General features: G+C 66.8%; 14 protein-coding genes. All 14 read left to right on the plus strand.

Translation table 11 applies throughout. The features are described 5' to 3' along the window. Positions 1-125: 125 nt before the first annotated feature. From bchF to hemA, 14 genes are read left to right on the plus strand one after another with little or no spacing between them, the layout of a single operon-like run. Complete coding sequence (gene bchF / locus H4W01_RS17065) at positions 126-650, plus strand: 2-vinyl bacteriochlorophyllide hydratase (RefSeq protein WP_209612601.1); 525 nt, start codon at positions 126-128, stop codon at positions 648-650. Further along, complete coding sequence (locus H4W01_RS17070) at positions 647-1930, plus strand: ferredoxin:protochlorophyllide reductase (ATP-dependent) subunit N (protein ID WP_209612602.1); 1284 nt, start codon at positions 647-649, stop codon at positions 1928-1930. Before bchF ends, H4W01_RS17070 begins: the two co-directional genes overlap by 4 nt. Positions 1931-1973: 43 nt before the next feature. Further along, complete coding sequence (gene bchB / locus H4W01_RS17075) at positions 1974-3557, plus strand: ferredoxin:protochlorophyllide reductase (ATP-dependent) subunit B (protein ID WP_209612603.1); 1584 nt, start codon at positions 1974-1976, stop codon at positions 3555-3557. Then, positions 3547-7209 (plus strand): magnesium chelatase subunit H, encoded by a 3663-nt coding sequence (locus H4W01_RS17080; protein ID WP_209612604.1) that lies wholly within the window; start codon positions 3547-3549, stop codon positions 7207-7209. Before bchB ends, H4W01_RS17080 begins: the two co-directional genes overlap by 11 nt. 11 nt (positions 7210-7220) lie before the next feature. Further along, positions 7221-8111, plus strand: coding sequence for a ferredoxin:protochlorophyllide reductase (ATP-dependent) iron-sulfur ATP-binding protein (bchL, locus tag H4W01_RS17085; RefSeq protein WP_010405207.1), 891 nt, complete (start codon positions 7221-7223; stop codon positions 8109-8111). After that, positions 8111-8797 carry a magnesium protoporphyrin IX methyltransferase gene (bchM, locus tag H4W01_RS17090; RefSeq protein WP_209612605.1) on the plus strand — a complete coding sequence of 229 codons (687 nt, stop codon included), beginning with the start codon at positions 8111-8113 and terminating at the stop codon, positions 8795-8797. The genes bchL and bchM overlap by 1 nt, the downstream gene beginning before the upstream one ends. Next, positions 8794-10293 (plus strand): BCD family MFS transporter, encoded by a 1500-nt coding sequence (locus H4W01_RS17095; RefSeq protein WP_209612606.1) that lies wholly within the window; start codon positions 8794-8796, stop codon positions 10291-10293. The genes bchM and H4W01_RS17095 overlap by 4 nt, the downstream gene beginning before the upstream one ends. Positions 10294-10311: 18 nt before the next feature. Continuing rightward, positions 10312-11085: a photosynthetic reaction center subunit H gene (gene puhA / locus H4W01_RS17100; protein ID WP_209612607.1), complete on the plus strand. Its 774-nt coding sequence runs from the start codon at positions 10312-10314 to the stop codon at positions 11083-11085. Next, positions 11082-11732 carry a photosynthetic complex putative assembly protein PuhB gene (puhB, locus tag H4W01_RS17105; RefSeq protein WP_209612608.1) on the plus strand — a complete coding sequence of 217 codons (651 nt, stop codon included), beginning with the start codon at positions 11082-11084 and terminating at the stop codon, positions 11730-11732. Before puhA ends, puhB begins: the two co-directional genes overlap by 4 nt. Further along, on the plus strand, positions 11729-12208 hold the full coding sequence (puhC, locus tag H4W01_RS17110; protein WP_010405222.1) for a photosynthetic complex assembly protein PuhC: 480 nt from the start codon (positions 11729-11731) through the stop codon (positions 12206-12208). The genes puhB and puhC overlap by 4 nt, the downstream gene beginning before the upstream one ends. After that, on the plus strand, positions 12205-12501 hold the full coding sequence (locus H4W01_RS17115; protein WP_209612609.1) for a hypothetical protein: 297 nt from the start codon (positions 12205-12207) through the stop codon (positions 12499-12501). Before puhC ends, H4W01_RS17115 begins: the two co-directional genes overlap by 4 nt. Continuing rightward, the gene (acsF, locus tag H4W01_RS17120) at positions 12498-13559 is read left to right on the plus strand and encodes a magnesium-protoporphyrin IX monomethyl ester (oxidative) cyclase (protein WP_209612610.1); all 1062 of its coding nucleotides are present in this window, start codon (positions 12498-12500) and stop codon (positions 13557-13559) included. Before H4W01_RS17115 ends, acsF begins: the two co-directional genes overlap by 4 nt. After that, a complete protein-coding gene (puhE, locus tag H4W01_RS17125) occupies positions 13556-14335 on the plus strand; it encodes a putative photosynthetic complex assembly protein PuhE (protein WP_209612611.1) in 780 nt (259 codons plus the stop codon). Before acsF ends, puhE begins: the two co-directional genes overlap by 4 nt. A gap of 15 nt (positions 14336-14350) precedes the next feature. Continuing rightward, positions 14351-15571, plus strand: coding sequence for a 5-aminolevulinate synthase (hemA, locus tag H4W01_RS17130; RefSeq protein WP_209612612.1), 1221 nt, complete (start codon positions 14351-14353; stop codon positions 15569-15571). Positions 15572-15622 lie beyond the last annotated feature (51 nt).

A 15622-nucleotide genomic window follows, 5' to 3' on the forward strand; every position in this document is an offset into this window, starting at 1 on the left:
AAGCGTCTGGCAACGCACTAACGATGCCGCGTTGCAGCATGTGTCCATTTTATTTTACGTCAAATCTTGTTGACACTCAAACGCGGTCGGACCTACCTTCCCTGACAGAGAGGCGGACCCGAACGATGCGGACAATCGATCCATCGGACAGCAAAACCCCGCGTAACCCGGGCACGCCGCTCTACACGCCCGAGCAACGCCGCCGCCGCGACTCGACTCGCTGGACCTTGGTGCAAGGCCTGCTCGCCCCGCTGCAATTCCTCATCTTCCTGGTCAGTGCCGCGCTGGTGCTGCGCTATCTCGCAACCGGCGAAGGCGCGTTCGCGGCGACGGTGTCGATCGTGGTGAAGACGATCGCGCTCTACACGATCATGGTCACCGGCTCGATCTGGGAAAAGGTCGTGTTCGGCAAATGGCTGTTCGTGCCTGCCTTCTTTTGGGAGGACGTATTCAGCATGCTCGTGCTGGCGCTGCACACCGCCTATCTCGTCATGCTGATCGGTGGCCTTGGCACCGAACGCGGCCGTATGCTGCTCGCGCTCGCCGCTTATGCGACCTATGCGATCAACGCGACGCAATTCCTGCTCAAGCTGCGCGCCGCCCGACTGCAGGCGGCCGAGCCCACCCGCAGCATGGCGATGGCGGCATGACCCCCGCGCTGCCCCTGGCGCTGCCGACCGCGCCCGAATGCGCGCCGGTGCTGCGCGAACGTGGGCAGCGCGAAGTGTTTTGCGGGCTGACCGGGATCATCTGGCTGCATCGCAAGGTGCAGGACGCCTTCTTCCTCGTCGTCGGCAGCCGCACCTGCGCGCACCTGCTGCAATCGGCAGCCGGGGTGATGGTGTTCGCCGAGCCGCGCTTCGGCACCGCGATCATCGAGGAGCGCGATCTCGCCGGTATGGTCGATTGCAATGCCGAACTCGACCGGATCGTCGCGCGCCTGCTCGATCGCCGCCCCGACATCACATTGCTGTTCCTGGTCGGCTCGTGCCCGTCCGAGGTGATCAAGCTCGATCTCGGCCGCGCGGCAAAGCGGCTGTCGGCGGCACAAAATGGCGCACGGCGCATCCTGCACTATTCGGGCAGCGGCATCGAAACCACCTTCACCGAAGGCGAAGATGCGTGTCTCGCCGCGCTCGTCCCAGAATTGCCCGCTGCGGCGCCGGAGGCTGCGGCCGAATTGATGATCGTCGGCACCTTGCCCGACGTGGTTGAGGACCAGTTCCAGCGGTTGTTCGCACAGCTCGGCATCGCCACCGTCCATGCGCTCCCGGCGCGGCGCGCGGACGCGATGCCGCCGGTCGGCCCCAATACCCGCTTCCTGCTGGCACAACCCTTTCTCGGTGAGACCGCGCGCGCGCTGGAAGATCGCGGCGCGGTGCGACTCGATGCGCTGTTCCCGTTCGGGGCGGAGGGCACCACCGACTGGCTGCACGCCGCCGCGCAAGCCTTTGGCGTGGACGAAATGCACTTCCGCGCGGTGATCGCGCCGGGCCGCGAACGCGCCAAGCGCGCCATCGCGCATTGCCGCGAACGACTCGTCGGCAAGACGCTATTCTTCCTGCCCGATTCGCAGCTCGAAATCCCGCTCGCGCGTTTTCTCACGCAGGAATTGGGCATGGTGCCGCTCGAAGTCGGCACGCCCTATCTCCACCGCCGCCACCTCGCGCAGGAACTGGCGCTGCTGCCGCGCACGACGGTGATCAGCGAAGGGCAGGATGTCGACCGCCAGCTCGACCGGGTGCGTCTGGCACGGCCCGACCTGACGATTTGCGGGCTCGGCCTCGCCAATCCGCTCGAAGCCGAGGGGCTGACGACCAAATGGGCGATCGAACTGGTCTTCTCGCCGATCCACGGCTTCGACCAGGCGGGCGATCTCGCCGAACTGTTCGCGCGGCCGCTGCGCCGCCGCGACGTGTTGCGCGTATGACCGCCGCCCGCCGCCCCCGCTTTCTGCTGTCGCGGAGGCCGCGATGCAATTGACGGTGTGGACCTATGAAGGCCCGCCGCATGTCGGCGCGATGCGCATCGCCACCGCGATGGAGGGCGTGCATTATGTGCTGCACGCGCCGCAGGGCGACACTTATGCCGACCTGCTGTTCACCATGATCGAACGGCGCGGCAAGCGCCCGCCGGTCACCTACACCACCTTCCAAGCGCGCGATCTCGGCAAGGACACCGCCGACCTGTTCCAGAGCGCCGCGCGCGACGCCTATGCGCGCTTCGCCCCGCAGGCACTGCTGGTCGGCGCTTCCTGCACGGCCGAATTGATCCAGGACGATCCCGCGGGGCTGGCCGAGGCGCTGCGCTTGCCGATTCCGGTAATCGCGCTCGAGCTGCCAAGCTATCAGCGCAAGGAAAATTGGGGCGCGGCGGAGACCTTCTATCAATTGGTGCGCGCGCTTGCCGACACCGGCGCACGGCCACCGCGCGAAGGTCGGCGGCCCAGCGTCAATCTGCTCGGCGCGACGGCACTCGGCTTTCGCCACCGCGACGATGTGGTCGAGATCACGCGCTTGCTCGCCACGCTCGGCATCGACATCAACGTCACCGCACCGCTCGGCGCGACTCCGGCAGACCTGGCGCGTCTGGGTGACGCCGATTTCAACATCTGCCTCTATCCCGAAATCGCCGACACCGCCTGCCGCTGGCTGGAGCGGCAATTCGGTCAAAAGACCGTGCGCACCGTGCCGATCGGCCATAATGCAACGCGCGACTTCATCGCCGAGGTTGCCGCGCTGGCCGGGGTCGATCCCGCCGCCGCGCTCGACAACTCGCGCCTGCCCTGGTGGAGCCGCTCGGTCGATTCGACCTATCTCACCGGCAAGCGCGTCTTCATCTTCGGCGACTCGACCCACGCCATCGCCGCCGCCCGCGTCGCCCGCGACGAACTCGGTTTCGAAGTCGTCGGCCTGGGCTGCTACAATCGCGAATTCGCCCGCGATCTGCGCGCCGCCGCGGCGGACCATGGGCTCGAACCGCTGATCACCGACGATTATCTCGAAGTCGAGGACGCCATCGCCACGCTGCAGCCCGAACTCGTGCTGGGCACGCAAATGGAGCGCCACATCGCCAAGCGGCTGCGCATTCCCTGCGCGGTGATCTCGGCCCCCGTCCACGTGCAGGATTTCCCCGCCCGCTACAGCCCGCAAATGGGGTTTGAAGGGGCGAACGTGCTGTTCGACACCTGGGTGCACCCGCTGGTGATGGGGCTGGAGGAACATCTGCTGACGATGTTTCGCGACGATTTCGAATTTTCCGACGCCGCCGGCGCAAGCCATTTGGGGCATGGCAATGCTGCTCCCCTCCCGCTTGCGGGAGGGGCTGGGGGAGGGCCTGTCGCGGTGCCCATACTTGAGGAGACATTCCCTCCCCTAGCCCCTCCCGCAAGCGGGAGGGGGACTTGGTCCGCAGAAGCCGAACGCGAACTGCTCAAAATCCCGTTCTTCGTGCGCGGCAAGGCCCGCCGCAACACCGAGAAATATGCAGCAGAGATCGGCGTCCGCGCGATCACGCTCGACACCCTCTATGACGCGAAGGCGCATTATGCCCGATAGCGCTCGCCAGCAGGTCCGGGTCGTCATCGTGACGCTCGACAACCATCTTTCGGGCGCGGTGCTGCGCGCGCAGGCGCGGCTCGCGCGTGAAAATCCGGGGGTGACGATCGGCTTCCACGCCGCCGCCGATTGGGAGGAAAAGCCCGAAGCGCTGGCCGCCGCGCGCGCCGACATCCTGCGCGGCGACATCGTGCTCATGACGATGCTGTTCCTGGAGGATCACATCCGCGCGGTGCTGCCGCAATTGCAGGCGCGCCAGGAGGCGTGCGACGCGATGATCGGGCTGATGTCGGCGGGCGACGTCGTCAAGCTGACGCGCATGGGCGACTATCGCATGGACAAGCCCTCGACCGGGCTGATGGCGCTGCTCAAGAAACTGCGCGGCAGCCGCAAGCCCGGTGCCAGCTCCGGAGCCGGGCAGATGGCGATGCTGCGGCGCCTGCCCAAAATTCTGAAATATGTTCCCGGCACCGCGCAGGACGTGCGCGTCTATTTCCTGACGATGCAATATTGGCTGGCCGCGTCGGACGACAATGTCGTCGACATGGTGCGCGGCCTGATCGACCGCTATGCCGATGGCCCACGCCGGGCCTTGCGCGGCACGATGAAGGCGCAGCCCCCGCGCGATTACCCCGAGATCGGCGTTTATCACCCGGCTTTGCCCGATCGCATCGCCCACACCGTCACCGAGCTGCCGCGCCACCGCGCGCCCAAGGGCACGGTCGGCGTGCTAATGCTGCGCTCTTATGTGCTGGCCAAGGATACCGGCCATTATGACGGCGTGATCGCCGCGCTGGAGGCACGCGGGCTCGACGTGATTCCGGCCTTTGCCGCCGGTCTCGACGCCCGTCCAGCGATCGACGCGCTGTTCCGCCGCGATGGCGTGACGACGGTCGATGCCGTCATCAACTTGACCGGTTTCAGCCTGGTGGGCGGCCCGGCCTATAACGACACCGCCGCCGCCGAGGCGACGCTCGCCGCGCTCGACGTGCCCTATATCGCCGCGCATCCGGTCGAGTTCCAGACGCTGCAAGCCTGGGGCGCGAACCGCCAGGGCCTGCTGCCGCTCGAATCGACGATGATGATCGCGATTCCCGAGCTGGACGGCGGCACCGTGCCGATGGTGTTCGGCGGTCGTTCGGATGGCAGCGCAACGCCTTGCACCGGCTGCCAGCGCCGCTGTACCTTCCCGGCGGCAAGCGAAGTCCGCGCGATGCAGAGCTGCAGCGAGCGCGCCGAAACGCTCGCCGCGCGCACCGCCAAAATCATCGCCTTGCGCCGCGCCGCCAATGCCGAGAAGCGCGTTGCCGTCGTGCTGTTCAACTTCCCGCCCCATGCCGGGGCGGCGGGCACCGCGCAGTTCCTCAGCGTGTTCGCCTCGCTCCACGCGACGCTGCAGCGGCTGGCGCGCGAAGGCTATGCTGTGGAGGTGCCCGCCAGCGTGGATGCGCTGCGCGACGCGATCCTGCACGGCAATGCCGCGCGCTATGGCACCGAGGCCAATGTCCATGCCCGCGTCACCGCCGACAGCATCGTCGCGCGCGAAACGTGGCTGGCCGAGATCGAGGCGAGTTGGGGGCCGGCACCCGGCAAGCTGCAAGCCGATGGCACCGCGGTGCAGATCCTTGGGTGCCAATTCGGCAATGTCTTCGTCGGCCTGCAGCCTGCGCTCGGCTATGAAGGCGATCCGATGCGCCTGCTGTTCGAGGGCCGTTTCGCCCCGACGCACGCCTTTGCCGCTTTCTATCGCTGGCTGCGCGAGGATTTCCGCGCGCACGCCGTGCTGCATTTCGGCACGCATGGCAGCCTGGAATTCATGCCCGGCAAGCAAAGCGGGCTCAGCGCCGAATGCTGGCCCGACCGGCTGATCGGCGACCTGCCCAACATCTATCTCTACGCCGCCAACAACCCGTCCGAAGGCGTGCTGGCCAAACGCCGCTCGGGCGCGACCTTGGTGTCCTATCTCACCCCGGCCTTGACCAATTCGGGCGTCTATAAAGGGCTGGCCGCGCTGAAAGCCTCGGTCGAGCGCTGGCGCGCCGCCCCGCCCGACAGCGACGAACTGCGCGATCTCGCCGAATTGATCCGCGATCAGGCGGAAGCGCTCGATCTCGACGGCGACGTGCCGACGCTCGCCGCCAAGCTCTACGAAATCGAGCGCGAGCTGATCCCGCAAGGGCTGCACGTTGCGGGCGAAGCGGCGACGCGCGCGGAGCGGATCGACATGATCGCGGCCTCGTCCGAAGCGCGCGGCGAACCGCTGCCGCGCGATACGATCGTCGCCTTGGTCGATGGCGCGATCAAGGCCGACACGCCGTTGCTGAAGGACATGGCCGCGCTCGACCATGCGCTCGCCAGCAATGGCGAGATCGATGGCCTCGTCCGGGCGCTGTCCGGTCACTACATTCACCCGGTCACCGGCGGTGACCTGCTGCGCTCGCCCGAGATCCTGCCGACCGGGCGCAACATCCACGGCTTCGACCCGTTCCGCATCCCGAGCGCTTATGCCGTCAAAGATGGTGCCGCGCAGGCGCAGCGACTGATCGACCGCAGCCTCGCCGATTCGGGGCATTTGCCCGAAACGGTGGCGATGGTGCTGTGGGGCACCGACAATTTGAAAAGCGAAGGGGCGCAAATCGCCCAGGCGATGGCGCTGATGGGCGCGCGGCCACGCTTCGACAGCTATAACCGGCTCGCGGGCGCGGAACTGGTCAGCCTCGAAGAGCTTGGGCGCCCCCGCATCGATGTGGTGGTGACGCTGTCGGGCGTGTTCCGCGACTTGCTGCCGCTGCAAACGCGGATGTTGGCGCAAGCCGCCTTGCTCGCCGCCGAAGCCGATGAGCCCGAGGCGATGAACTTCATCCGCCGCCACGCGCTCGCCCATCTGGCCGAACAGGGCGGCGATCTGCCGACCGCGGCGTTGCGCGTTTTCTCCAATGCCGAAGGGGCTTACGGTGCCAACGTCAATCTGATGATCGACACCGGTGCCTGGACCGACCCCGACGAACTAGCCGACAGTTTCGAACGGCAAAAGGGCTTTGCGTATGGCGTGCAAGGCCCCCCGGTCCGCCAGGCCGCAGTCTTCGCCGCTGCTCTGAAGACGGTCGATTGCGCCTATCAGAACCTCGAAAGCGTCGAACTCGGCATCACCAGCATCGACCAATATGTCGATACGCTGGGCGGCATCAGCCGTGCCGTGACGCGCGCGCGCGGCGGGCAGACCGCGCCCGTCTATATCGGCGACCAGACGCAGGGCGCCGGCAAGGTGCGCAGCCTGCAGGAACAGGTCGCGCTCGAGACGCGCACGCGCATCCTCAATCCGGTGTGGACCGAGGGCCTGCTGCGCCACGGCTATGAAGGCGTCCGTCAAATCGAAGGCAGCGTCACCACCACGATGGGCTGGTCGGCAACGACCGGCGAGGTCGACCCATGGGTCTATCAGCGCATCGGCGAAACTTATGTGCTCGACCGCGCCATGCGCGAACGCCTCGCCGCACTCAACCCCAAGGCGGCCGCGCGCGTCGCCGGTCGCCTGATCGAGGCGAGCGAACGCAACTACTGGACTCCCGACGCGGCGACGCTCGCCGCACTCCATGCCGCCAGCGATGAACTCGAGGATCGTCTCGAGGGCATCATCGCGGTGGCGGCATAAAGGATCTGACCATGGCCCTGCTCGACCCACCCGCCCGCGGCCTCGATGGCGAAGGTTCGCTGCAAGTCGCGCTCGACCCCAAGGACCGGATCGGCACCGCCAAGGTGTTCGCGGTCTATGGCAAAGGCGGGATCGGCAAATCGACCACCTCGTCCAACCTGTCGGCCGCTTTCTCGCTGCTCGGCAAGCGCGTGCTGCAGATCGGCTGCGATCCCAAGCATGACAGCACCTTCACGCTGACCAAGAAATTGATGCCGACGGTGATCGACGTGCTCGAGACGGTCGAATTCCATGCCGAGGAATTGCGGCCCGAAGATTATATGTTCGAGGGCTTTAACGGCGTGATGTGTGTCGAGGCGGGGGGGCCGCCAGCGGGCACGGGCTGCGGCGGCTATGTCGTCGGGCAGACGGTCAAATTGCTCAAACAGCACCATTTGCTCGAAGAAACCGACGTGGTGCTGTTCGACGTGCTGGGGGACGTGGTGTGCGGCGGGTTTGCGGCACCATTGCAGCATGCCGAGCGCGCGGTGGTCGTCGCCGCCAACGATTTCGACAGCATCTTCGCGATGAACCGCATCGTTTCGGCCATCAAGGCCAAGGCCAAGAATTACGACGTGCGCATGGCCGGCGTGATCGCCAACCGATCGGCGGCGACCGACGAAATCGATCGCTTCAACGCCGCCACCGGCCTCAAGCGGCTCGCGCATTTCCCCGATCTCGATGCGATCCGGCGTTCGCGCCTCAAGAAATGTACCTTGTTCGAAATGGACTCGACCCCCGAGGTCGACGCCGCCTGCCTCGAATATAAGCGCCTGGCCGCACAGATGTGGGCGGGCTGCGAGCCGCTCGACGCGCAGCCGATGAAGGACCGCGAAATCTTCGAATTTCTGGGGTTCGAGTGATGACAACGGCCAGCTACACCCAGTTTCGCGGCAATCTCGAAACCTATTTCGACCGCACCGCCGCCAGCGCCTGGGCGCAACTGACCTCGGATGCGCCGGTCAGCGGCATCCGCGCGACGGTGCGTGCGGGGCGCACCGAAATGCGCGAAACATTGTTGTCGTGGCTGCCCGCCGACATGAGCGGGCTGCGGCTGCTCGATGCGGGCTGCGGAACGGGCGCGCTGGCGGTGGCAGCGGCCGAGCGTGGGGCGAGTGTGGTGGCGATCGATGTTGCCGCCAGCCTGGTGCAGATCGCGCGCAATCGGGCACCGGCAGATTTGGCGATCGACTGGCGCGTGGGCGATATGCTCGACCCCACGCTCGGCCAGTTCGACCATGTCGTCGCGATGGATTCGCTGATCCATTACCGCGCGTTCGACATCGTCACCGTGGTGCAGCAATTGGCCGAGCGCACGCGCGGCTCGGTCGCCTTCACCTTCGCACCGCAAACGCCGCTGCTGATGGCGATGCTCGGCATCGGTCGACTGTTCCCGCGCGCCGACCGCTCGCCCGCGATCCTGCCGGTGCGCGACCGCTTGCTGCGCACCTTGCTGCGCAACGCCGTTCCCGGCTCAAAGCTCGGGCGCGACCGCAAGGTTTCGGCGGGTTTCTACAAAAGCCATGCGCTGGAGCTGATCCCGGCATGAGCAGCCTCGCCGCCTTGAAAGCCTCGCTGGCCCCGCGCACCGATGCCACCCGCGCTGCGGACAAGCTCGCGGCACTCAAGAGCGGCAGTTTCTGGAATCGCCTGGGCACGCGCTTCCTGCCCTTTGCCGATGCCGCCTCGCCCGATCTGCCGCTCGCGCGCTTGCTCCGGCTGTCGCTGTTCCAGGTGTCGGTCGGCATGGCGGCGGTGTTGCTGACCGGAACGCTCAACCGCGTGATGATCGTCGAACTCGGCATGGCCTCCTCCGCCGTCGCGGCGATGGTGTCGCTGCCCTTGCTGTTCGCGCCGCTGCGGGCGTTCATCGGCTTCAAGTCGGACCATCACCAGTCGCTCCTCGGGTGGAAGCGCGTGCCCTATATCTGGTTCGGCACGCTGCTGCAGTTTGGCGGCTTCGCGCTGCTGCCTTTCGCCTTGCTGGTGATGACGGGGCTTGGCCATGGTCCGGCGATCATCGGCCAGATCGGCGCAGGACTCGCTTTCCTGATGGTCGGCGCCGGGATGCACACCACGCAGACCGCGGGGCTCGCGCTCGCCACCGATCTGGCACCGCCCGAAACCCGCCCGCGCGTCGTCGCCTTGCTGTATGTCATGCTGCTGCTCGGGATGATGGTCAGCGCGATCGTGATCGGGCGGCTGCTCGACCATTTCACCCCGACGCACCTCGTGCAGATCGTGCAGGGCGCGGGCCTGCTGACGGTGGTGCTCAACATCACCGCTCTGTGGAAGCAGGAAGCGCGCCGCCGCGGCGGCACCGCGCCCGAGCCCGACCGGCCGAGCTTCCGCGAAGTGTGGGCGATCTTCGTCAAGCGCCCGCGCACGCTGCGACTGCTCGCCGCGACGGGCCTCGGCGCTGCCGCCTTTTCAATGCAAGACGTGCTGCTTGAACCCTTTGGCGGGCAGATCCTCGGCCTGTCGGTCGGTGCGACGACCTCGCTCACCGCCTTGTGGGCGGTCGGCATGCTCAGCGGCTTCGCGCTCGCCGCGCGCAGCCTGGCGGCGGGCGGAGAGCCGCACCGGCTGGCGGGCTTTGGCGGCGTCGCCGGGGTGGCGGCGTTCCTCTGCGTCATCTTCTCGGCCCCGCTTCACGCGACCGCGCTGCTGGCGATTGGGGCAACGATCATCGGCTTTGGCGGGGGGCTGTTCTCGGTCGGCACGCTGACGGCGGCGATGGCGATTTCGGACAGCGAGGAGCTGGACGGTCGCACCGGCCTCGCGCTCGGGGCCTGGGGCGCGGTGCAGGCAACCTGCGGTGGCGCGGCCATCGCGATCGGCGCGGTGGTGCGCGATCTCGTTTCCGCCGCCGCGGTGGCGCGCGACATGGGCGCGACGCTGGCCAATCCGGCAACGGGATATGGCGCGGTCTATGCGCTCGAAATCGTCTTGCTGCTCGCCACGCTGGTCGTGCTCGGGCCGCTCGTCCGCCCCGTCACCGATACCAGCCAAAAGCGCTTCGGCCTCGCTGAATTCCCGGCCTGAGAGAAAGGGAGAACGACCATGCACCCGACTTTGACCCCCGGCATCGATGTCGCGATGGTGGTGTTTTACGCCTTCGTGTTGTTCTTCCTCTGTCTGGTTTTCTATCTGCGGCGCGAGGACCGGCGTGAAGGCTATCCGCTCGAGGACGAAATGAGCGGGCGGCTCGATACGCGCGGCGGGCCGCTGCTCGAAGCCGAACCCAAGACCTTCCTGCTTCCCTTCGGGCGCGGCACGGTGACGACCCCGACCAAAGGGCGCGAGCCGTTCGACATTGCCGCACGCCGCACCGATCGCTTCGCCGGTGCGCCCTATGCGCCGACCGGCAACCCGCTGGTCGATGGCGTCGGCCCGGCGGCTTACGCCAATCGCGCGAAATGGCCCGATCTCGACATGGAAGGGCATCCGCGCATCGTGCCCTTGGGCGCCGCGCTCGATTATGCGATCGAACGGCGCGATCCCGATCCGCGCGGCTGGCCGATCCTCGGCTGTGATGGGCAACAGGCGGGCATAGTGTCCGAAGCCTGGGTCGACCGCGCCGACCGCCTGATCCGCTATCTCGCGGTCGATCTGCCCGCTTCGGGTGGCACGGTGCTGGTGCCGATGATGATGGTCTCGGTCGATCGCCGCCAGGCGCGCATCGTGTGCGACGCGGTAACCGCAGCCCAATTCGTCGATGCCCCGCGCATCGCCGCCGCTGACCACATCACGCTGTACGAAGAAGACCGCGTGCTCGGCTATTTCGGCGGCGGCTATCTCTACGCAACCCCGGATCGTCAGGAGCCGTTTCTGTGACCGAGCATGATTATGAGCCGATCCCCGGCCTGCCCGGGTTGCTGCCCAAGGACGAACGCATCCTGTGGCAGGGTGCCCCCGATTGGCGGGTGCTGGCGCGGACCGCCTTCCACACGCGGCTGGTGAAGGGCTATTTCGCGCTGCTGGGGGCGTGGGCGCTGGCCGCCGCGATCGCGCGCGGGCTGCACGGGCTGGGCGACCTTTCGGGCGTGGCGCTGACCGCGATGTTCGGCATACTCGCCATCGGCCTGCTCAACCTGCTCGCCTGGGGGGCGGCCAAGACCACGCTCTACACGCTGACCAATCGCCGGATCGTGCTGCGCATTGGCGTCGCCTTTTCCAAATGCATCAATCTGCCGCTGTCGCGCGTCGGCACGCTGGGCCTCGCCACCTATGCCGATGGATCGGGCGACGTGCCGATCGCGCTGACCGGGGACCGCAAGCTCGGCTATCTCGCTTTGTGGCCGCACGCCCGGCCGTGGCATGTCAGCACCCCGCAGCCGATGCTGCGCGCGCTGCCCGATGCCGCCGAGGTCGCCGCGCTGATTGGCCGCACCTGTCTTGCCGCGAACCCGCACGGGCAATTGGTGCCGCCTGCGCCTGTCGCACAGGCTGAGCCTGGCTTTAGCGGAGCCATTGCAGCATGAGCCACAGTCATGAAGTGCATTTGCCGCGCGGCGCGCTGATCCTGGCGGGGACGCTGGTCGCCTTTGCCTTCACGCTCACTGCGACGATGCGCATCGCGCATGTGCCACCCGCCGCCTCGCCCGTGCTGCTGCGCAGCGCCGAGCATGTCGCCCCGGTCAAATCGCGCACCTTGCGCTTCATCGATGCTGCCGATCGCGGCGTGCGGATCGAGGATGTCGGCACGGGTGCCACCGCCGCGACGATCGTGCCCGGCCAGCAAACCGGCTTCATCCGCGGCGTGATGCGGGGGTTAGCGCGCGAGCGGCGGCTGCACGGCATTGGCAGCGCGCCGCCCTTCGTGCTCACCCAGTGGCAGGATGGCGAATTGTCGCTGACCGACACCGCCACCGGCCGCGCGATCGAACTGAACGCGTTCGGCACCACCAATCGCGCCGCTTTCGCGGCCCTGCTGAACGCCCCGGAGACCACGCGATGATCGCCTTCCGCCGCGCCAGTTTCGAGACGCCGTGCCGGATCGAGGTCGAACATAGCGACGAATTCCTGTGCGCGCATGTCGAGCTGGCGGACGGCGTCGCGATCAACCCCGGCGACCAAGTGCGCGTGCATGGCGCGCCGATCGAAGTGCCCTTTGGCGAACGCCGCGTGTTCAACCGCCTCGCCACGGTCGAGCGCGCGGGCGCGATCGAGCGGCTGTGGACCAAGCTGCTCGGCCATTTCGAAATGGCGGAATTGTACGAAGTCAGCTTCTCGGATCGGAGACTGTCATGACCATGCATCGCCCGGTGACCGCCACCGACACGCTCGCCATCGCCCGCAGCGAGACGATGCTGTCGCCGCGTTTCTACACCACCGATTTCGCGGCGATGGACCGCATCGACGTATCGCCGGTGCGCGCCGAATGGGATCAGTTGATCGCCGAGATGGTCGCCGATCCCAACCGCCGCCATTTCCGCCGGACCGATGCGTTTGACGGGGTGATCGAAAGCCTGCCCGATGGCCTGCGCGAGGAATTCATCGATTTCCTCGTGAGTTCGCTGACCGCCGAATTTTCCGGCTGCATCCTCTATGCCGAAATTCAGAAGCGCGCGCAGAACCCCGATATCAAGATGCTGTTCAAGCTGATGAGCCGCGACGAGAGCCGCCATGCCGGTTTCATCAACGATACGCTGAAGGATGCGGGCATCGGGGTGAACCTCAGCTTCCTCACCAAGACCAAGAAATACACCTATTTCCGCCCGAAATTCATCTTCTACGCGACCTATCTGTCCGAGAAGATCGGCTATTCACGCTACATCACCATCTTCCGGCACCTGGCGCAGCACCCTGAGTGGCGCTTCCACCCGATCTTCAACTGGTTCGAGGAATGGTGCAATGACGAGTTCCGCCACGGCGAAGCCTTCGCCATTTTGATGCGGACCGACCCGAAATTGCTGAGCGGCCACAACAAACTGTGGATCCGCTTCTTCCTCGTCGCCGTCTATGCGACGATGTATGTGCGCGACCACAACCGCCCGGCCTTCCACACCGCGCTCGGCATCGATCCGACCGATTATGACCACCGCGTGTTCAGCGTCTGCTCGGCGATCACGCGGCAAGTGTTCCCGGTCGTGCTCGACACCGATTCCCCCGCCTTCCGCGCCGGGTTGGAGCGGATGCGCAAGATCGCTGCCAGGATCGACGACGCCAAGGCGCAAGGCGGGGTGATCGGCGCGGTCAAGCGCGTCGCGCTGACCGGTGCCGCCGCGCTCGCCTTCGCCCGGCTGTATCTCACCCCGGTCCAGCGCAACACGATCCCCGTGTCGGCGCGGCTGGCCCCGGTCTGGTGACCATCCCACCGCTCCTCTTCGCGCTGATGCTGTGGTTCATCGGGACGGCGGCGGTGGTGTGGCTCGACAGCCGCCCGCAGCATACCTTCCGCACCAGCTTCACGCTGGTCGGCTGGCTGGCGCTCATCGCCACCGGCGCGGTGTGGGCACGCGCGGACGATGCGAGTTGGGGCGGCGCCTATCTCGGCTTCGCCGCCGCAATCGTGATCTGGGGCTGGCACGAAATGGGCTTTCTGATGGGCTTCGTCGCCGGGCCGAACCGCGCGCCCTGCCCGCCGGGCGCACAAGGCTGGGCGCGCTTCCGTGCCGCCACCGCGACCGTGATCCATCACGAAGTGGCGATCGCCGCGACCGCATTGCTGCTGTTCGCGCTCACCTGGGGCCAGCCCAACCAGGCCGCGCCGCTCACTTTCCTGCTGCTGTTCGTGCTGCGGCTCAGCGCCAAGTTCAACCTGTATCTGGGCGTGCCCAATCTCAGCGACGAAGTGTTTCCGGCGCACCTCGCCTATCTCAAAAGCTATTTCCGCAAGCGCGCGTTCAACGCGCTGCTGCCGCTGTCGATCGGCGGGTCGGCCGCGCTTGCCGGGTGGGCGTGGACGCTGGCCGAGGCAGCACCTGCGCAAAGCGGCGCTGCCACCACCGCGACCTTGCTCGCTGGCCTGGCGGTTTTGGGCGTGGTCGAACATCTTTTCCTTGTGTTGCCGCTCAGGGATGCCAAACTCTGGCACTGGGCGTCGGCGAAGAACCAAGCGGCAAAAGCCGCCTTACGCGATTGATCGGGGAGGTACGCCATGGACTATGAGGCATTCTTTTCGGGGCAACTCGATACGCTGAAGGAAGACGGGCGCTACCGCATCTTCGCCGAACTGGAACGCAAGGCGGGCAGCTTCCCGCGCGCGAAGCACCATACCGAAGACGGCATTGGCGAAGTCACCGTATGGTGCAGCAATGATTATCTCGGCATGGGCCAGCACCCCAAGGTGCTGGACGCGATGCACGAGACGCTCGACGCCTGCGGCGCGGGCGCGGGCGGCACCCGCAACATTTCGGGCACCACCCACGCGCATGTCCAGCTCGAGGCCGAACTCGCCGATCTGCACGGCAAGGAAGCCGCTTTGCTGTTCACCTCGGGCTATGTCTCCAATTGGGCGGCGCTGTCGACGCTCGCCGCGCGGCTGCCCGATTGCGTCGTGCTGTCCGACGCGCTCAACCACGCCTCGATGATCGAGGGCATTCGCCACAGCCGCGCCGAGTGCATCCGCTTCAAGCATAGCGACCCCGAGGATCTCGACCGCCGCTTGTCCGAGATCGCGCCCGACCGACCCAAATTGGTCGCGTTCGAAAGCGTCTATTCGATGGATGGCGACATCGCCCCGATCGAGGAGATTCTCGACGTGTGCGAACGCCACGGCGCGATGTCCTATCTCGACGAAGTCCACGGCGTCGGCCTGTACGGCCCGCGCGGCGGCGGCGTGGCCGAGGCGCGCGGGCTGATGGACCGCATCACCGTGATCGAGGGGACGCTGGGCAAGGCGTTCGGCGTGATGGGCGGCTATATCGCGGGCACGGCGGCGATGTGCGATTTCGTGCGCAGCTTCGCCAGCGGCTTCATCTTCACCACCGCTTTGCCGCCCGCGCTCGCCGCAGGCGCCACCGCCAGCATCCGCCATTTGAAGCAAAGCAACTGGGAGCGCGAGCAACACCACGCCCGCGTCGCGCAAGTGCGGCGGCGGCTCGACGCGATCGGCATTCCGACGATGGACAATCCCAGCCACATCATCCCAGTGATGGTGGGCGATGCGCACAAGTGCAAGATGATCAGCGACTGGCTGTTGGAACATCACGGCATCTATGTGCAGCCGATCAATTACCCGACCGTCCCCGTCGGCACCGAACGCCTGCGGCTGACGCCCTCGCCGGTGCATTCCGACGGCGATGTCGACCGGCTGGTGAGCGCGCTTTCCGAAATCTGGTCGCAATGCGCGCTGGCGCGGCGGGCGATGGCGGCTTGAGGGGGGCGGAGGGGGCACTCTGAACCACGCGGTGATTGCGAGCCAACGTTC

The organism is Sphingomonas sp. PL20 (assembly GCF_017875905.1).
GTDB classification, from domain to species: domain Bacteria; phylum Pseudomonadota; class Alphaproteobacteria; order Sphingomonadales; family Sphingomonadaceae; genus Sphingomonas; species Sphingomonas echinoides.